18 protein-coding genes and 1 pseudogene are annotated in these 14,761 nt (G+C 70.8%); 11 read left to right on the forward strand and 8 right to left on the reverse strand.

Going from position 1 to position 14,761, the window contains the following annotated elements; genetic code table 11:
• Window positions 1-2: 2 nt before the first annotated feature.
• Both AB0H37_RS19990 and AB0H37_RS19995 read left to right on the forward strand, forming a co-directional pair.
• On the forward strand, window positions 3-911 hold the full coding sequence (locus AB0H37_RS19990) for a Nif11-like leader peptide family natural product precursor (RefSeq protein WP_360614273.1): 909 nt from the start codon (window positions 3-5) through the stop codon (window positions 909-911).
• The gene (locus AB0H37_RS19995) at window positions 908-2,755 is read left to right on the forward strand and encodes an ATP-binding cassette domain-containing protein (RefSeq protein WP_360614275.1); all 1,848 of its coding nucleotides are present in this window, start codon (window positions 908-910) and stop codon (window positions 2,753-2,755) included. Before AB0H37_RS19990 ends, AB0H37_RS19995 begins: the two co-directional genes overlap by 4 nt.
• Before the next feature lie 37 nt (window positions 2,756-2,792).
• Here AB0H37_RS19995 and AB0H37_RS20000 read toward each other — a convergent pair whose 3' ends face one another.
• Both AB0H37_RS20000 and AB0H37_RS20005 read right to left on the reverse strand, forming a co-directional pair.
• A complete protein-coding gene (locus AB0H37_RS20000) occupies window positions 2,793-3,080 on the reverse strand; it encodes a MerR family transcriptional regulator (protein ID WP_360614439.1) in 288 nt (95 codons plus the stop codon).
• 820 nt (window positions 3,081-3,900) lie between these two features.
• Window positions 3,901-4,188: a hypothetical protein gene (locus AB0H37_RS20005; RefSeq protein WP_179837970.1), complete on the reverse strand. Its 288-nt coding sequence runs from the start codon at window positions 4,186-4,188 to the stop codon at window positions 3,901-3,903.
• 439 nt (window positions 4,189-4,627) lie between these two features.
• Between AB0H37_RS20005 and AB0H37_RS20010 the strand changes: the two genes are divergently transcribed.
• Together AB0H37_RS20010 and AB0H37_RS20015 are read left to right on the forward strand one after the other, a co-directional pair.
• Entirely contained in the window at window positions 4,628-4,999 is a 372-nt protein-coding gene (locus AB0H37_RS20010; protein WP_329098028.1) for an STAS domain-containing protein, read from the forward strand.
• Between the two features lie 44 nt (window positions 5,000-5,043).
• Complete coding sequence (locus tag AB0H37_RS20015) at window positions 5,044-5,637, forward strand: GAF domain-containing protein (RefSeq protein ID WP_360614277.1); 594 nt, start codon at window positions 5,044-5,046, stop codon at window positions 5,635-5,637.
• A 126-nt stretch (window positions 5,638-5,763) separates the two neighbouring features.
• Here AB0H37_RS20015 and AB0H37_RS20020 read toward each other — a convergent pair whose 3' ends face one another.
• Entirely contained in the window at window positions 5,764-5,991 is a 228-nt protein-coding gene (locus AB0H37_RS20020; RefSeq protein WP_179837973.1) for a hypothetical protein, read from the reverse strand.
• Between the two features lie 265 nt (window positions 5,992-6,256).
• Between AB0H37_RS20020 and AB0H37_RS20025 the strand changes: the two genes are divergently transcribed.
• Window positions 6,257-6,460: a cold-shock protein gene (locus AB0H37_RS20025; RefSeq protein WP_179837974.1), complete on the forward strand. Its 204-nt coding sequence runs from the start codon at window positions 6,257-6,259 to the stop codon at window positions 6,458-6,460.
• A gap of 219 nt (window positions 6,461-6,679) precedes the next feature.
• On the forward strand, window positions 6,680-8,104 hold the full coding sequence (locus tag AB0H37_RS20030) for a DEAD/DEAH box helicase (RefSeq protein WP_329098024.1): 1,425 nt from the start codon (window positions 6,680-6,682) through the stop codon (window positions 8,102-8,104).
• 25 nt (window positions 8,105-8,129) lie between these two features.
• Here AB0H37_RS20030 and AB0H37_RS20035 read toward each other — a convergent pair whose 3' ends face one another.
• The gene (locus AB0H37_RS20035; RefSeq protein ID WP_360614280.1) at window positions 8,130-9,128 is read right to left on the reverse strand and encodes a hypothetical protein; all 999 of its coding nucleotides are present in this window, start codon (window positions 9,126-9,128) and stop codon (window positions 8,130-8,132) included.
• A gap of 44 nt (window positions 9,129-9,172) precedes the next feature.
• Entirely contained in the window at window positions 9,173-9,979 is an 807-nt protein-coding gene (locus AB0H37_RS20040; protein WP_329098021.1) for a hypothetical protein, read from the reverse strand.
• A 554-nt stretch (window positions 9,980-10,533) separates the two neighbouring features.
• On the opposite strand from AB0H37_RS20040, the gene AB0H37_RS20045 reads away from it, so the two are divergent.
• On the forward strand, window positions 10,534-11,310 hold the full coding sequence (locus AB0H37_RS20045; protein ID WP_360614441.1) for an alpha/beta hydrolase: 777 nt from the start codon (window positions 10,534-10,536) through the stop codon (window positions 11,308-11,310).
• A 96-nt stretch (window positions 11,311-11,406) separates the two neighbouring features.
• Here the strand turns inward: AB0H37_RS20045 and AB0H37_RS20050 are convergent, their stop codons facing one another.
• Both AB0H37_RS20050 and AB0H37_RS20055 read right to left on the reverse strand, forming a co-directional pair.
• Window positions 11,407-11,583: a DUF397 domain-containing protein gene (locus AB0H37_RS20050; protein ID WP_360614282.1), complete on the reverse strand. Its 177-nt coding sequence runs from the start codon at window positions 11,581-11,583 to the stop codon at window positions 11,407-11,409.
• 47 nt (window positions 11,584-11,630) lie between these two features.
• Window positions 11,631-11,837 (reverse strand): annotated as a pseudogene (locus AB0H37_RS20055) (helix-turn-helix transcriptional regulator); the annotation flags it as partial.
• 414 nt (window positions 11,838-12,251) lie between these two features.
• Between AB0H37_RS20055 and AB0H37_RS20060 the strand changes: the two are divergent.
• The 4 genes from AB0H37_RS20060 to AB0H37_RS20075 all read left to right on the forward strand — a co-directional run bounded on the left by AB0H37_RS20060 (window position 12,252) and on the right by AB0H37_RS20075 (window position 13,762).
• The gene (locus AB0H37_RS20060) at window positions 12,252-12,542 is read left to right on the forward strand and encodes a hypothetical protein (RefSeq protein ID WP_360614284.1); all 291 of its coding nucleotides are present in this window, start codon (window positions 12,252-12,254) and stop codon (window positions 12,540-12,542) included.
• Complete coding sequence (locus tag AB0H37_RS20065) at window positions 12,539-12,835, forward strand: hypothetical protein (RefSeq protein WP_179837984.1); 297 nt, start codon at window positions 12,539-12,541, stop codon at window positions 12,833-12,835. The genes AB0H37_RS20060 and AB0H37_RS20065 overlap by 4 nt, the downstream gene beginning before the upstream one ends.
• Window positions 12,836-13,102: 267 nt before the next feature.
• The gene (locus AB0H37_RS20070) at window positions 13,103-13,477 is read left to right on the forward strand and encodes a VOC family protein (protein ID WP_329098011.1); all 375 of its coding nucleotides are present in this window, start codon (window positions 13,103-13,105) and stop codon (window positions 13,475-13,477) included.
• A 9-nt stretch (window positions 13,478-13,486) separates the two neighbouring features.
• On the forward strand, window positions 13,487-13,762 hold the full coding sequence (locus AB0H37_RS20075; RefSeq protein ID WP_329098009.1) for a DUF1905 domain-containing protein: 276 nt from the start codon (window positions 13,487-13,489) through the stop codon (window positions 13,760-13,762).
• A 100-nt stretch (window positions 13,763-13,862) separates the two neighbouring features.
• Here the strand turns inward: AB0H37_RS20075 and AB0H37_RS20080 are convergent, their stop codons facing one another.
• Complete coding sequence (locus AB0H37_RS20080) at window positions 13,863-14,711, reverse strand: oxidoreductase (protein WP_360614286.1); 849 nt, start codon at window positions 14,709-14,711, stop codon at window positions 13,863-13,865.
• Window positions 14,712-14,761: the final 50 nt, after the last annotated feature.

Here is a 14,761-nt window from a genome sequence, read left to right on the forward strand (position 1 = left end):
CCATGTCCGTCGAATCCTGCGCGGCGTTCCTGCGGTACGCCCTCCGCGACACCGGGATCAGGCAGCAGATGAAGGCCATGACCGCGGTCGCGGAGATGATCCGCCTCGGCCGGGCGCACGGCTACCTGTTCGACGCCCGGGACCTCGCGGCTGCGTCGTCCTCGCCGGACTTCTCCGAGGCCGCGCCCGGAGCGGCGTCCGAGAAGGCGGCGTCCGGCCCGAAGGCGCCCGCGCCCGCCGTGGCCGAACCGACCGCGTTCTACCACTACGAGTACGACATGGCGGACCTTCCCGGATTCGACGCCGTCCTCGACGAACTGCCGGCGCTGAAGATCAAGCCGTCCACGGTCGACCTCGCCGAGTTCGACGCCGAGTTCCGCGCGGACGACCTGCGCTCCACGTCGCTGGCCCCGAACGGCGCGGAGTACCACCGGTGGCGCGCGGCGCCGGCCACCCGGCGCAGGCGCGACTTCCACCTCGTCAACCTGGACTCCCACACCGACCACGCGGACTACCCGGCCTACTACGCGGCCAAGATCCGGCTGGTCGACGCGCTGGAGAAGGTCTTCGGCGGCGAGGTCCGGCTGTCCGGCAACCTGTGGTACCCGCCGTCCAGCTACCGGCTGTGGCACACCAACGAGGACCAGCCGGGCTGGCGCATGTACCTGATCGACTTCGACGAGGGGTTCCCCGACGCCGAGCACACCTCGTTCTTCCGGTACCAGCACCCGGAGACCGACGAGCTGGTCACCCTGCGGGAACGCCCGAAACTGGCGCGCTTCTTCAAGGTGGAGCAGGACCCGGACCGGCTGTTCTGGCACTGCATCGTCAACCCCACCCCCCGGCACCGGTGGAGCTTCGGCTGCCACGTCCCCGACACCTGGCTCAGCGCCATCGCGGGCCGGTCGTGACGGCGCGTCCCGCCACCGCCGCGCCCGCCGGGCCCGGCGCGGTCGCACCCGCCGGGGCGACGCCCGCGATCAGGGCGGTCGGGCTGCGCAAGCGGTACCCCGGCGTCGAGGCGGTGGCCGGGCTCGACCTGACGATCCCGCCCGGCGAGAGCTTCGGATTCCTCGGGCCCAACGGGGCGGGCAAGACCACCACGATCGCGATGCTGTGCACGCTGGCGGTCCCGACGTCCGGCCGGATCGAGATCGCCGGCCACGACACGCGGACCGACGCCGCCGCGGCACGCCGCCGCATCGGGCTGATCTTCCAGGAGTCCACCCTGGACGTCCAGCTGACCGCGGCCGAGAACCTGAGGTTCCACGCCGACCTGTACAACGTCCCGTCCGGCCAGGTGGTGGCGCGCATCGAGGAGACGCTCGCCCTGGTCGGGCTGACCGGCTGCCGCGACCGCGTCGTGCACACCTTCTCCGGCGGAATGCGCCGCCGCCTGGAGATCGCCCGCGCGCTGCTGCACCGCCCGCAGATCCTCTTCCTGGACGAGCCGACGATCGGGCTCGACCCGAACGCCCGCGCCCAGGTCTGGCGCCACCTGCGGCACGTGTGCGAGACCGAGTCCGTCACCCTCTTCCTGACCACCCACCACCTCGAAGAGGCCGAGCAGTGCGACCGCATCGCGATCATCGACGCGGGCCGGATCGTCGCGCAGGGCAGCCCCGCCGAGCTGAAGTCGGTCCTCGGCGCCGACCGGGTGGAGCTGCGCACCGGCGACGACGCGACCGCGGCGCAGCTGATCGCCGAGCGCCTCGGCCTGGAGGTGACCCGCGACCGCCACGGGCTTCGTTTCCAGGTCCCCGAGGGGGCACGGGTGCTGCCCCGGCTGCTCACCGAGCTCGACGTCCCCGTGTACGAGGCGCGGGTCACCCCACCCAGCCTGGACGACGTCTTCCTGCACCACACCGGGCACCGGATCCGCGACGAGTCCCCACCCGAGCCGTCCGCCTGCCCGATGCGGGTCCCGTCGGCGTCCGAGCCGGGCAAGGGTGGGCTCCGGGCCGAACTGCGCGCCATGGGGATGGTGTGGCGGCGCGAGATGCTGCACTTCCGGCGGGACCGCGTCGGAGCCGCCATCTCCCTCGTGCAGCCGCTGATCTTCCTGTTCATCCTCGGCACCGGCCTGTCGAACCTGATGCCCGGGCCCAACGGTGACGCCTACCAGCTCTTCCTCTTCTCGGGCGCGCTGGTGACGGCCGCGCAGGGACCCGCGCTCGCCACCGGCACCTCGATCATGTGGGACCGGCAGGGCGGCTTCCTGCGCGAGATGCTCGCGGGCCCCGTCAGCCGCGCGTCCCTGCTGATCGGCAAATGCCTCGGCGGCACCACGGTGGCCACCTGCCAGGCCGCCATCCTCCTCGCCACCGCCGCCCCGGTCGGCGTTCCCCTCGACGGCGTCCTGATCGCCCTGCTGCTGGGCGAACTGGTCCTGGTCTCACTGGCCATGACCGTCCTGAGCGTCCTGCTGTCGACCATCCTGCGCCGCCCGCAGACCTTCGGCACCGTCCTGACCGTGATCATGGCCCCGATGGTGTTCCTGTCCGGCGCGTTCTTCCCGCTGAGCGCGATGCCCGTCTGGATGAAGGCCCTGGCACTGGCGAACCCGCTGACCTACGCCGTCGACGTGATGCGCCGCACCATCACGGCCTACCTACCGGACGCCCCGCACCACCTGTTCCAACCGCTGGCCCTGGGCTCCTGGCACCCGCCGCTCCTCCTCGAATGCGCCCTGATGGCCGCCCTGACGACAGCCGCCCTGTCTTATGCCGCCCACCGCTTCACCCGCCTCCCCTGACACCCGCACAAGAAGGGCCGGATCTCGGCGGGCGCCTTCACTGACCAGGCGGACGGGACGTCCCGCCTTCCGAACGGTCCTGCCGCAGTCGGGTGTTGATGCGTTGGGCCTCGGCGAGTTGGTCCTCGAGGATGATGATGCGGCAGGCCGCCTCCAGGGCGGTGCCCTGGTCGACCAGATCGCGGGCGCGCTGCGCCAGGCGCAGCTGGTAGCGGGAGTAGCGCCGATGCCCGCCGGACGAGCGCTGCGGAACGATCAGCCGGGAGGTGTCCAGGCTGCGCAGGAACGCCGGGGTCACGCCCAGCATCTCGGCGGCGCGGCCCATGCTGTAGGCCGGATAGTCCTCGTCGTCGAACTTGCCTTCGAGCGCGGCGGAGTCGTCTTGCGCGGCCGCCTGCGGTCGCTGCTGGTCGGGCTGGTCGGGCTGGTCGCTGGTCTGGGCCATGTGGGGTGCTTTCACAAAACCTTCCGTACTGCCGTGGCATCGGCAGGCGGCGACGGCAGGGGGCCCCGGCGCCATACTGCGGCGCCGGGGCCCAGAGGTACAACACCACCTACCGGCTCTGATGAGCCGGTCTTCCGCGTAGGCCGCCCGACTGCGGGCGGCGACGCGGGGATCGCGTATGCGTGACCGTAGACCACCGTCCAATCCGGGGAACTGCGGTACCCGCGCGGCGTGACTGGAGCCTGCTGCGGGCGATCCCGATGGCGCCGATCTCTCCTTTCCTCGACATCACTACCTGTACTACGTGTTCCAGTACTGCGTACTTCTTGTTCTCCACTACTGACGGTGACTTTCCCGCCACCGGTCCGACCGGCTGCCGAGGCCCCTTGCACTGCGCTGGCCCCGGCACGCCCGGCCGGCGTCATCCATACCTCCGGCAGTTCGTCCTCTGCCGCTTCTCATGGATTCGTCTCTCTTCGATGGAAGGAACACTACCCGGTGCCGATCCGAAAATCTACTCCGATCACTACAGAGTTTCGTAGATCACAGGTCTTGGTTCTCCTCGCCGGCCGAGAGTGCCCCGGCCACCGCCGACAGGCAGAGGGCAGGCCGGGGCCGCCGGCCCTGAGAGTCCGCCGCTGTGACCCCGCACCCTGCGGAAAGGCTCCGCCCCTACTACCCGCGCGCAGGGGCGGGAGACCTAGAGGCTCTCGCTCGTCCAGCGCCACGCGCCGTTCTCATGCCGAGCGCGGACCAGTTGCGTACCGCTGGAGTCCGCCAGCTCGGCGACCAGCCGGATCAACTGGCGGTGGAAGTCGGCGGGCGGGCGGGTTCCGCCCGGCGTGCCTTCCAGGAGCGTCACGCTGACCTTCGCCTCGTCCCGGAGCTGCACGGTCAACCGGCCCGTCCTGTCCATGCGGAGGATCACGATCGCGTCGGCACGGATCAGGTCGTCACCCTCGGCGGCGGAGATCCACACTTCGCTCATGAGCGTCCCCTGCCCGGATCGAGGGCCCCGTACGCCCGGCATCCCCCTCCCGTACGCTCCACGCCCTCATCGAGGCTCGCGGACGCGGCCCCACCGGCGTCGCAGCTGATCAGCGAGGTGCCGCCCGGCCCCGCCGCCCCGGTCGCCGGCCGGCGAGAGGAGCGGTCGCCGGACTCCGGCGGGGTCGGGCCGGAGGGCGTAGACTCTGGGTGAACTAGGGGTTCTCGATGCGGGCGGCCAAGCCGGCGTCCCCCTGGTTTCCGATGATCGGTCTCCCTGAGGCCAGACAGGCCGGCGCGCATGACGCCGCTCCACCGTCCCTCTCGAACGCGGACGCCCGTTCTCGGCGCCGGCCCTGCCGCCCGCCAGGGCCGCGGTGCGGCGTCCACGGGTCTTTGAGCGGTCCCGGCCACACGCACACTCCTGATCGGAGCCCCAGATGCATACCGCAGGCACCGCCTCCCCCGAGGCCGGGCTGCGCCGCGAAGCGCTCACGGAACACACCGTCATCACCATCACCGGCGATCTCGACATCGCCTCCGCGCCGTCCCTGCGCGGGCCCCTGGAGACCGCACTGCGGGACGCGGGTCCCCTCGTGGTCATCGACCTGTCCGAGGTGACGTTCTGTGACGCGGCCGGGCTTGCCCTGCTCACCGGCGCCCGCCGCGTCGCGGAACCGGAGGGCGTCACGCTCGTCCTCGCCGCTCCCCGCCCGCACATGGTCAGGCTCCTGCGGGTCAGCGGCCTGGCCCGGATCTTCGCCGTCCGCCCCACCGTCGATGCCGCGCACATCCGATCGGCCGCGGCCTGAGCACGCGGCCCGGCCCGGACGGAGCGGGAGGACGGGATGACGACATGACGGGCGACCCGGGATCGATCGGGTGGGGCGCCGCCGGAGCCGCACCGAGCGATGCGGACCGTCGGCGCCTCGCGGCCACGTTCGAGCTGATGAGCGCGGTGGTCCTGGAGGGGACCGACGTGCCGGGCATGCTGGCCCTCGTGGCGGCGCACGCCCGGGAACTGGCGCACGTCCCGCTGGCGTTCGTCGCCCTGCCCGGCGAGGACGGCAACACGCTGCGGGTCGAGGTCGCGGACGGCCCCGGCGGCGACCGGATACGCGGGCTGACGGTGCGGCGGGGCCGGTCCATGCTCGGCCGGGCGTTCACATCGCGCCGGGCCGTGTCCGCGCGGATCGCCGCCGACCAGACGCTCACCGGCCTTCCGGCCGGTCCCATCCTGATCCTGCCGCTGGAGACGGGGGAGGCCACCCGGGGAGTGCTCGCCGTCCTCGGACGGGTCGGAGCGGAGCCCTTCGGCCCGGCGACCGCGCGCCAGATGCTCCTGTTCTCCGACATGGCCGCCCGGCTGATCGAGGTGGCCGGGGCCCGCCATCCGGGCACCTCGCCGGGAGTCGCCGAATCGACCCTGCGACCGCAGTCGTCGGGCTGACTCCGACGCGGCCGCGGCGCCTTCGCCGCTAGGGGATCGGCCTCCGGGGGCCTGTCCGGGCCCGGCCGGCGGCGCTCGCCCGCCCCGTGGATTCGGGCTGTGCCGCGCCGGGTCCCCGGCGGTCTTTCAGAGCCTGAAAAGCTTCGTGAACGGTGAGAGGATCTTTACTTTCCGTGTCCCGAAGTCGACCAGGACTGCGTTGCCCGGCTCGACCTCCAGGACGCGCCCGAGCCCGTACTTGTCGTGCGTGACCTGGTCGTCGAGGGTGAACTCCTTGGCCGGCGGAGCGGCGGGCGGGGGTTTGAAGGGGCTGGTGGGCAGGTGTCGCCGTCGGGCGGGGCCGGTGGGTTTCATTACCTCATTATGCGCGTACCGGGCGGTTCCCTGAAGCCTTCTCGCGGACCGGCTGGTAAATTCTCGCGACAGGCGCCCCCCTGATCCGCCCGGCGAATCCTGTGGTACCGTAGTTCCCAGTTGCGGTTCCCATAGACATGTGCGTGCGCCTGTTGGATCTGACCTCAGGCGCACTTTTGTTTTTTCTGGATCTTCCGGATGGGCCATCGCGGCGTCTTCGTCCGCACACGGTGTGCGGACGGGGCACACCCTGAAGGAGACGATCATGGCCACCGGTACCGTCAAGTGGTTCAACGCGGAAAAGGGCTTCGGCTTCATCGAGCAGGACGGCGGCGGCGCCGACGTCTTCGCCCACTACTCCAACATCGCGGCCCAGGGCTTCCGTGAGCTCCAGGAAGGCCAGAAGGTGACGTTCGACATCACCCAGGGCCAGAAGGGCCTGCAGGCGGAGAACATCGTTCCCGCCTGATCTCGGCGTAGGCGGTGCGCGGTCCCGAGGGCCGCGCACCGCAATGCTGTTCGGGCACCTGATCCGCGCCCCTCGTCTCTCCCGGTCCACGGCGGAAACCCCCGCTGGACCGCTCCCGGTTCGTTCTTGAGAATCCTCCACCCGGACTCCTGCCGAGTCCGCGTTGCCGCATGACGGAGCACTTCCCTGACACGCACCGCTCTCAAGGAAGGCTTCACCATGCCCCGCGCCCCCCGATCGAGCGGCCGAGGTTCCCGGCCTCGTCCCGCCCGCCGTCCGGCGGACGGGCGAAGGCCCGACGCCAAGGCCACGCCTCCGGCCGCGGTCCAGGCCACGCCGGCGGCGCCCGCCGTCGCGTCGTTCGCCGAACTGCCGTTGCCGGCCCCGCTCCTGGAGACGCTGGGCCGCCAGGGCGTGACCGCGCCGTTCCCCATCCAGGCCGCCGCCCTCCCGAACGCCCTCGCAGGACGGGACGTCCTCGGCCGGGGACGCACCGGGTCGGGCAAGACGCTCACGTTCGGCCTCGCGCTCCTCGCCCGCACCGCCGGGCACCGCGCCCAGCCCCGCCGTCCCCTCGCCCTGGTCCTGGTCCCCACCCGGGAGCTCGCCCAGCAGGTCACCGGCGCGCTCGAACCGTACGCGGACGCCGTGGACCTGCGGATGACCACCGTGGTCGGCGGCCTGCCGATCGCGCGCCAGGCGAACGCGCTCGCACGGGGCGTCGACGTCCTCATCGCCACGCCCGGGCGGCTCGCCGACCTGATCGAGCGCGGTGACTGCCGGCTCGGCGACGTGCGGATCACGGTGCTGGACGAGGCCGACCAGATGACCGACCTCGGCTTCCTGCCGCAGGTCACCCGGCTCCTGGAGCAGACGCCGCCCGACGGGCAGCGGATGCTGTTCTCGGCCACGCTCGACGGCGGCGTCGACCGGCTCGTCCGCCGGTTCCTCAGCGACCCGGTCACCCACTCGGTCGACCCGCCGGCCGGCGCGGTCACCGCCATGGAGCACCACCTGCTGCACGTCACCGACACCGACAAGCACGAGACGACCGTGCACATCGCGGCCCGCGAGAGCCGCGTCATCATGTTCGTCGGCAAGAAGCACGCCGCGGACCGCCTCGTCCGCAAGCTGACCGCCCGCGGGATCAGCGCCGCCGCGATGCACGGCGGCAAGACGCAGTCGCAGCGCAACCGCGCGCTGGACGGCTTCCACCGCAAGGACGTCACCGTGCTGGTCGCCACCAACGTCGCCGCCCGCGGCATCCACATCGACGAGCTCGATCTGGTCGTCAACGTCGATCCGCCCGCCGACCACAAGGACTACCTCCACCGCGGCGGCCGCACCGCCCGCGCCGGGAACGCCGGAACCGTGGTCACCCTCGTCCTGCCGGAGCAGCGCCGCGAGATGGACGACATGATGGCCAAGGCGGGCATCACCCCCCGTTCCGCCCGCGTGCGCCCCGGCGATGCCGACCTCGCCCGCATCACCGGCGCCCGCCCGCCGGCCCGCGCCGCCGCCGCCCCGAACACCGCCCCGGCCCGCAAGCCGCGTCCCGCCGCCTCCGGCTCCCAGCGCGGGAACTCCCACGCCGCCGCCCCCTCGCGCAGGCCGCGGCGGCGAGCGTCCTCCCTCAACAGCTGACCCGAGCTTCGTCAGCCGTCGCCGCCTAAGCCGAGACCTCCGCCGGAGCGTCTTCAACACCCAGGTACCCGCCCGTGTAGTCGATGATCTCCCTGACATGAGCGGCGATGCGCCGGGGACATCCTTCGCGGTCGTCCACCGGCGCGGAGTCCGGCGCCAGCGCCCGAGCGAGGCGAGGCAGGTCGCGGAGCTTGATCCTGGGATGCGCCTCCGGGTGCGGGCACGGCCGGTCGAGCGCCGAGAGATCGAACGTCTGCAGGCCCTCGCGGTAGAGGGCGACCACGCCGGGGGCGGCGGCTCCCCCGGCGCAGCGCTGCGCCAGGTAACTCACGGCCAGTGCCAGCGACGCCCGTTCCCCGGGACGCGCGTCGCCGAGCAGCCGGCGCGCCGCCCACAGCGCCGCCGACTCGGCCGTGGGATCGATGCTGCTGTACTTCTGCAGCTCGATGTCGGTCATCACCGCGTCGAGGTCGGCGCGGCCCTCCCCGGTCAGGAAGCGCTCGTCCAGGTGCGCGGTGTCCCGGGCCTCGAAGCGCTCCGCCCGCGCGTCCCTGAGGGCCTCTTCGGCCTCGGCGGCCAGCTCCGCGAGGAAGCGGGGGCAGGCGTAGGCCTCGACGTCCTCGTCGTCCGGGTCGCGGTCCGGGTCGGCGGCGAACCACTCCTCCGGATTCCCGATGCGCGCCACGACGTCGCCCATCGCCTCGGGGTCGTCGTCGACCTGCGGGTGCTCGTGCTCCCCGGGCGCCGTACAGCCCGCGGCCTCCAGCACCGTCCCGGCACGTCCGGCGGCCTCGATCAGGTCGTCGACCAGGGCGGGATCGGTGACCTGCCACTTGACGTACCAGCGGCTCGCCCAGAGCGCGGCGGTCATCGCCCGTCCGGCCCGGGTGCCCGGGTCGGACCTCACCTCGGCGGCGATCCAGCCGAGCAGCTCGTAGGGGTCGCCGTTGGGATAGCCATGGAGCATGCTCGCGAGCTCGCGGGCCACGTCCGCGTAGTCGATCGCATCGTCGTCAGAGACCATTGATCAAGCTAACCAGTCCCGGTCGGCGCGCGGGCGGCGGGGCGTCAGGAATGCCGCCAGACCGTGCCGACCTGGGTACCGGCCCAGACGGTGGTGGTGTGCGGGACGCGGGTCATCGAGTACGCGGTCACCCCGACGGGCGGCGTGACACGGGTCCAGGACGCGCCGTCGAAGTGCAGCAGGTGCGCGGGGTCGAACGGGCTGGACACCCAGACGCCGCCCCGCCCGTCGGCGGCGATCGAGCCGAGGAAGCCGACCGTGGACATCGGGTGCACCTCGCCGGCCGAGGCGGACGGGCTCGGGAGCTTGTGCACGGTGAACCCGGAGCCGTTCCAGTGGTGCAGCGTCGGCGGCGGGAACAACGGATGCTGTTCGAGGGCGTAGAACCAGACGTCGTTTGGGGCGACGTACTCGATCTGCAGGATCCAGTGGGCCCATTCCGAGCCCCATGGGGTACGCGTCCAGTCCGTGCCGTCGAAGTGCCACAGCGGCGTGGGACCGGTCTGCGACTCGCCATATCCCCCGACCCAGACGTCCGAGGCGCTCCCGGCGGCGATGGCGTTGAGCCCGGAGGGCTGCGGAAGGGTGAGCGCGTTCGTCCACTGACCATGCCGCCGCACCGACACCGTCGTGGCGTCCCCACCGATCCCGGTCGCCCACAGCCCGCCGGTCCGGTCGACGTCGATGGCCTGGAGCAGTTCGCCGGCGGGGCCTGCCACCGTCGTCCAGCGGCGTCCGTTCCAGTGCAGCAGGTCGGTGCGCTCCTGGGCGTTCTGGCCCGCGGCGAGGGCCCACACGTCTGCGGCGTGCCAGGCGCGGACGTCGTTGACGACGACCAGCCCCTCAGGCATCGCGACGCGCGCCCAACCACGCGGCGACCGATGCAGCATGACGGCACGCGATTCCGGCTCGAACGCGTTCTCCGTACCGCCTGCGAAGACATGCCACGGATCCGGCGCAGCGAGACCGAGCAGATGGCTCCGCCCCGCCAACGGCGGAACGGGCACATCGACCCACTCCCCCGACGGCGGACCGGCGGCGTGCGCCACCCCGCCCAGCGCCCCACCGACAGCGGCCCCCACCATCGCGGCCCCACCCAGCCCGAAGACGCGACGCGACAGCAGAGGATTCAGCGGGCTTCGATCCACAGTGCCTCCTCGAACGAACGAATATCAACGCCAGTATTTGCTGGCAAGATCAGAACATCCACCCCCTGACCTCATACGGCCACCACCCCCCACCCACGCCCACCGCCCCACCGCCCCGCGACAGGGACCGATGAGGTTTCGAATCGGGGGCGGTCAGTACGGTTATGACTGAGCAGATGCTCCAGACTCCCGAGGTCAGCCTCGTCTACGACGTTCATGGTCCGCTGCCGACCGCCGACGGACGCCCGCCGTTGTTCATGATCGGCCAACCCATGGGGGCGAGCGGGTTCGATACGTTGGCGTCGCTCTTTTCCGAGCGCACCGTGATCACCTACGATCCGCGCGGCATCGGCCGCAGCACGCGTAGGGACGGACGGGTCGACCACGCGCCCCAGATCCAGGCCACCGACGTGCACGGGGTCATCGAGGCGCTCGGCGCAGGCCCGGTCGAGATGTTCGCCAGCAGCGGCGGTGCGGTGACCGCGCTCGCCCTCGTGACGGCACACCCCGACGACCTGACGACGCTGGTGGCGCACGAGCCGCCGCTCATGCGAGTGCTCCCCGACGCCAAACCCGCCGAGCGCGCATGGGCCGGCGTTCGGGACGCCTATGAGACCAAGGGGTCCGGCGCCGGCATGGCGGCGTTCATCGCCATGACGTCGTGGCAGGGCGACTTCACCGACGACTACTTCGCCCAGCCCGCTCCGGACCCCGCCGCGTTCGGGATGCCGAGCGAGGATGACGGATCCCGTGATGATCCGCTGCTGTCCGACCGGTCGTCGGCGGTGACCGCCTACCAGCCCGATCTGGACGCGCTGACCGAGGCACCGACGCGGATCGTGATCGCAGTGGGTGAGGAGTCTCTGGAGACCTTCACCGGACGCACCGCCGTGGCGATGGCCGAGCTGCTCGGTCAGCGGGCGACGGTGTTCCCGAGCCATCACGGAGGCTTCGCCGGCGGCGAGTTCGGCTACGCCGGGCAGCCTGAGGCCTTCGCGCGCAAGCTGCGCGAGGTGCTGGACGAAGTCGGCTGATCAGGCGGGCGCCCCCGCACTCAACCAGTGAGCCCTGCGCCTCGCGCGTGCAGAAGGTTCCGGCGAGCTTGGTCACCGGGACCCCACTGGAGGTTGTTAGAGGTCGAGGGTGCCGACCTTCGCGTGAGTGAGGAGGCGGGTGAACGTGGGGAGGTCGAGGGCGAGGTGACCGCCCTCGGGGTTCTTGCTGTCCCGGATGCCGATGGCGGGCGGCGACTGGGCGACCTCCACGCACTCCTGCTCAGAGTTGCTGCGACTGCTCTTACGCCACATAGCTCCTGCGAAGCGGCCAGGCCCATCAGGGCGACCTTCAGTTCCTCGGGTGCGCCGTACACGCGGCACATGGTCTCCACGTCGTGAGAACGCAGGGACGTTTGGCCGGTCTCGATCCTCCACATCTTTGCTTCGGACCATTCGAGCGCTTTCGCCGCGACATGTACGGTTAAGCGCGCATTAGTCCGGAGTTCGCGGAGGTACCGGCCAAGTTGCCGCCGGGGGACGGTCGAACCCGTGGTTGCTTCCGACACTCACATCACCTCCATCTCGCATCTCGGGGCCGCCTTTCACCCGGAATGAAAGCATCCCCTCACTCGGCTCGCAACAGGTCTCTGACCTGCGAAAATTCCCGACAGAGAATCGATCCGACTGCTTGCGGACCACGCTTTCATGGTGCTCTACTCAGAGTCAGCACGGGAGTGGAACACGATAATCCGTGATCACGGCGAGCCGGACAGGGCACCCGTTCCGCGTATCGCCGTAGCAAAAGGATCAACCAGCCCCCGCACCCAGAAGAGGCCGATCATGAAAAACAACCGACGACCCCCGGGCGGCTCCCGCCGGGCGCCCGGAGCGTGACCCCCGTGGGAGCGCACGAGCGGACTTCCCAAGGACACCGCTTTCCGCCGCCACTCCCCGAACTGAGCCGAACACGCGGACCCGCCATGGCGATACCGCAACGCGAGCGGATCACTTTTCTCGTCCTTCTCGCGGACGTTCTGGCCCCATGGACCGACGCGGTGACCGCGTTCGCCGTGATCGAGGGTTTCGCCGTCCTCAACGTGATCCCCGTGGAGCCGGCACGCGGCGCCCTGACGATCGGGTGCCGCTACAGCAGGCATGGGGCCTGGTGGCTCTACCACGTCCACAGCGGCGAACTCATCGGACCGGCGAACGACCTGGCCGGAGCGGCACGCCTGATCAGGAACCAGATGAAGGTGGCGGCAGCGGCATGACTGCGTCGATTCCAGGCGGCTCCAGCGAGGACTCGAAGGGTGCGGAGTTCACGACCACGCTGGCGAACCTGCTGCGAGGTCAGAAGCTCGCGGTCGAGAGCGTCTCCGCTCTGCGGTTGCGTGTGGCGAAGGAACCGGAGGCCTGCGGCGTGGAGGTCGAGTGCTGTCGCCGTGCGAACGACGGCGATCGCTGGTGGTTCGTCCAGGGCGGTATCTGGATGTGCGAGGCCGACAGTCCTGTCAACGCCGTCGTGCTGGTGAAGGCGGCGCTTGGCGCGGAGGCGGACCGGTGAGATCAGCCGTGAGTTCGAGTTGCATCACGCCGGCTATGTCATCGAGGGCAGGCTGGGCATGCGCATGCGGGATGGTGATGAGCAGGAAGCCGGACCCGGGGATGTGTTCGTGCTTCCGCCCGGGCATGACACGTGGGTCATCGGGGCCCAGGCATGCGCGCTGTTCGACTTCGGCGAGGTTCATCTTGGACGGTAGGGGGCCGGAGCGATGAGTTCTGCCGGGCCCGCTGGTCTCCATAGGTGAATCGACCACCGGGGAGAGTACAGATGACTGAGCGCGACATGGCCCGCATCACCGGTATCGAAACGGTTGCCGTTCCCGTCAGCGACCAGGACAAGGCCGTCGATTTCTATGTCGGCGTCCTGGGGCTGGAGAAGCGGATGGACGTTCCGCTGGAGCAGATCGGCGGACGCTGGATCACCGTCGCCCCGGACGGAGCCGTGACCAGCATCGCGCTGGTCCCCGGCGAGTCCATCGGCGTCAACACCGGGATCAGGCTCAACGCCGGCGACGTCCCGGCCGTCCACGCACATCTCAAGGAGCAGGGGGTCGACGTGGACGACCTGCTTCAGTGGCCTGGAGTGCCGCCCATGTTCACCCTTCGAGACCCTGACGCCAACATCCTGGTGATCGTCGGATAGGAGCACACCATGACCGCACTGGACAAAGAGTTCACAGCGACGCTGCAGAAGAGCCCGAACAAGGGCGGCTGGACCTATGTCGTGATGGCCGGATCGGCCGAGTACTTCGGCACCCACGGACTCGTCAAAGTCCGAGGGACGATCGACGGCCACCCGTTCCGGAGCTCCTTCATGGCGCTGGGCGACGGCACACACAAGCTGCCGGTCAAGGCCGAAGTGCGCGAGTTGCTCGCGAAAGGGCCCGGCGACGAAGTCACCATCCATCTCGAGGAACGCATCAACTGACACCGAAGACCTTCTGCCGCATCGATCTGTTGCCGCAGCCCGCCCGCTGAGACTTTTGCCAACAGCCGCCCGACCGCTTGAGGGCGCAGGTGCTGTCCCCCTATGACTGGGGCTCGTCCGAGGGGAAGTCGGTCGAGCCGGTCACGGCGGCCCACTGTTCGGCCTCGGCGGCGCGGGCCTCGGCGGACTTGCGGGCCAGGGCCAGTGCGTCGCTGCCGAGGATGAGGCGGCGCGGCGGGTCGTCGGCGGCGACGACGTCCATGATGGCCTTGGCGGCGCGGGCCGGGTCGCCCTGCTGGGTGCCGTCGTTGGCCTGCCGGTAGGCGTTGACGGCGCCGACCGTCTCCTCATAGTCGGGGCCGACGGGATGGAGCTCCATGGACGAGCCCTGCCAGTCGGTGCGGAATGCGCCCGGCTCGACGATGACGACCTTCACGCGGAACGGCGCCACCTCGGCGGCGAGCACCTCGGAGAAGCCTTCGACGGCGAACTTCGCGGTCTGGTAGGCGCCCATTCCGGGGGTGCCGCCCACGCGTCCGCCGATGGAGGAGACCTGCACGAAGACCCCCGAGCGCTGCGCGCGCAGGACGGGCAGCGCCGCCCGCGTCACGTTGACGACGCCGAAGAGGTTCGTCTCGATCTGGGCGCGGAAGTCGTCCTCGGCCATCTCCTCGATCGGCGCGCTGTTGGCGTAGCCGGCGTTGTTGACCACGACGTCGAGGCGGCCGAAGGCGCCGGTGGCCTCCTCCACCGCGCGGGCGGCCGCGGTGGGGTCGGTGACGTCGAGCGCGACCGCCCGCATGCGCTCGCCGTGCCGGGCCGCCAGGTCGTCCAGTCGTCCCGGACGCCGGGCGGTGGCGACGACGTGGTCACCCGCGTCGAGGACGGCCTCGGTGAGGTGGCGTCCGAGTCCTCGCGACGCCCCGGTGATCAGCCATGTCCTGGCCATGGGTCGTTCCTCCTTTCGCGGCTCGTGAGGTGATACCCAGTTTCGGGAAG

It is taken from the genome of Actinomadura sp. NPDC023710 (assembly GCF_040639875.1).
Lineage (GTDB): Bacteria > Actinomycetota > Actinomycetes > Streptosporangiales > Streptosporangiaceae > Spirillospora > Spirillospora citrea.

Coding starts and splice junctions, on each gene's coding strand:
- AB0H37_RS20005 (WP_179837970.1), bottom strand. CDS start 4,188: ATGAGCGAAGTGTGGATCTCCGCCGCCGAGGGTGACGACCTGATCCGT.
- AB0H37_RS20075 (WP_329098009.1), top strand. CDS start 13,487: ATGACCGCACTGGACAAAGAGTTCACAGCGACGCTGCAGAAGAGCCCG.
- AB0H37_RS20020 (WP_179837973.1), bottom strand. CDS start 5,991: ATGAAACCCACCGGCCCCGCCCGACGGCGACACCTGCCCACCAGCCCC.
- AB0H37_RS20035 (WP_360614280.1), bottom strand. CDS start 9,128: ATGGTCTCTGACGACGATGCGATCGACTACGCGGACGTGGCCCGCGAG.
- AB0H37_RS20010 (WP_329098028.1), top strand. CDS start 4,628: ATGCATACCGCAGGCACCGCCTCCCCCGAGGCCGGGCTGCGCCGCGAA.
- AB0H37_RS20080 (WP_360614286.1), bottom strand. CDS start 14,711: ATGGCCAGGACATGGCTGATCACCGGGGCGTCGCGAGGACTCGGACGC.
- AB0H37_RS19990 (WP_360614273.1), top strand. CDS start 3: ATGTCCGTCGAATCCTGCGCGGCGTTCCTGCGGTACGCCCTCCGCGAC.
- AB0H37_RS20065 (WP_179837984.1), top strand. CDS start 12,539: ATGACTGCGTCGATTCCAGGCGGCTCCAGCGAGGACTCGAAGGGTGCG.
- AB0H37_RS20040 (WP_329098021.1), bottom strand. CDS start 9,979: ATGCCTGAGGGGCTGGTCGTCGTCAACGACGTCCGCGCCTGGCACGCC.
- AB0H37_RS20070 (WP_329098011.1), top strand. CDS start 13,103: ATGACTGAGCGCGACATGGCCCGCATCACCGGTATCGAAACGGTTGCC.
- AB0H37_RS20000 (WP_360614439.1), bottom strand. CDS start 3,080: ATGGGCCGCGCCGCCGAGATGCTGGGCGTGACCCCGGCGTTCCTGCGC.
- AB0H37_RS20030 (WP_329098024.1), top strand. CDS start 6,680: ATGCCCCGCGCCCCCCGATCGAGCGGCCGAGGTTCCCGGCCTCGTCCC.
- AB0H37_RS20060 (WP_360614284.1), top strand. CDS start 12,252: ATGGCGATACCGCAACGCGAGCGGATCACTTTTCTCGTCCTTCTCGCG.
- AB0H37_RS20045 (WP_360614441.1), top strand. CDS start 10,534: ATGATCGGCCAACCCATGGGGGCGAGCGGGTTCGATACGTTGGCGTCG.
- AB0H37_RS20015 (WP_360614277.1), top strand. CDS start 5,044: ATGACGGGCGACCCGGGATCGATCGGGTGGGGCGCCGCCGGAGCCGCA.
- AB0H37_RS20025 (WP_179837974.1), top strand. CDS start 6,257: ATGGCCACCGGTACCGTCAAGTGGTTCAACGCGGAAAAGGGCTTCGGC.
- AB0H37_RS20050 (WP_360614282.1), bottom strand. CDS start 11,583: ATGTGGCGTAAGAGCAGTCGCAGCAACTCTGAGCAGGAGTGCGTGGAG.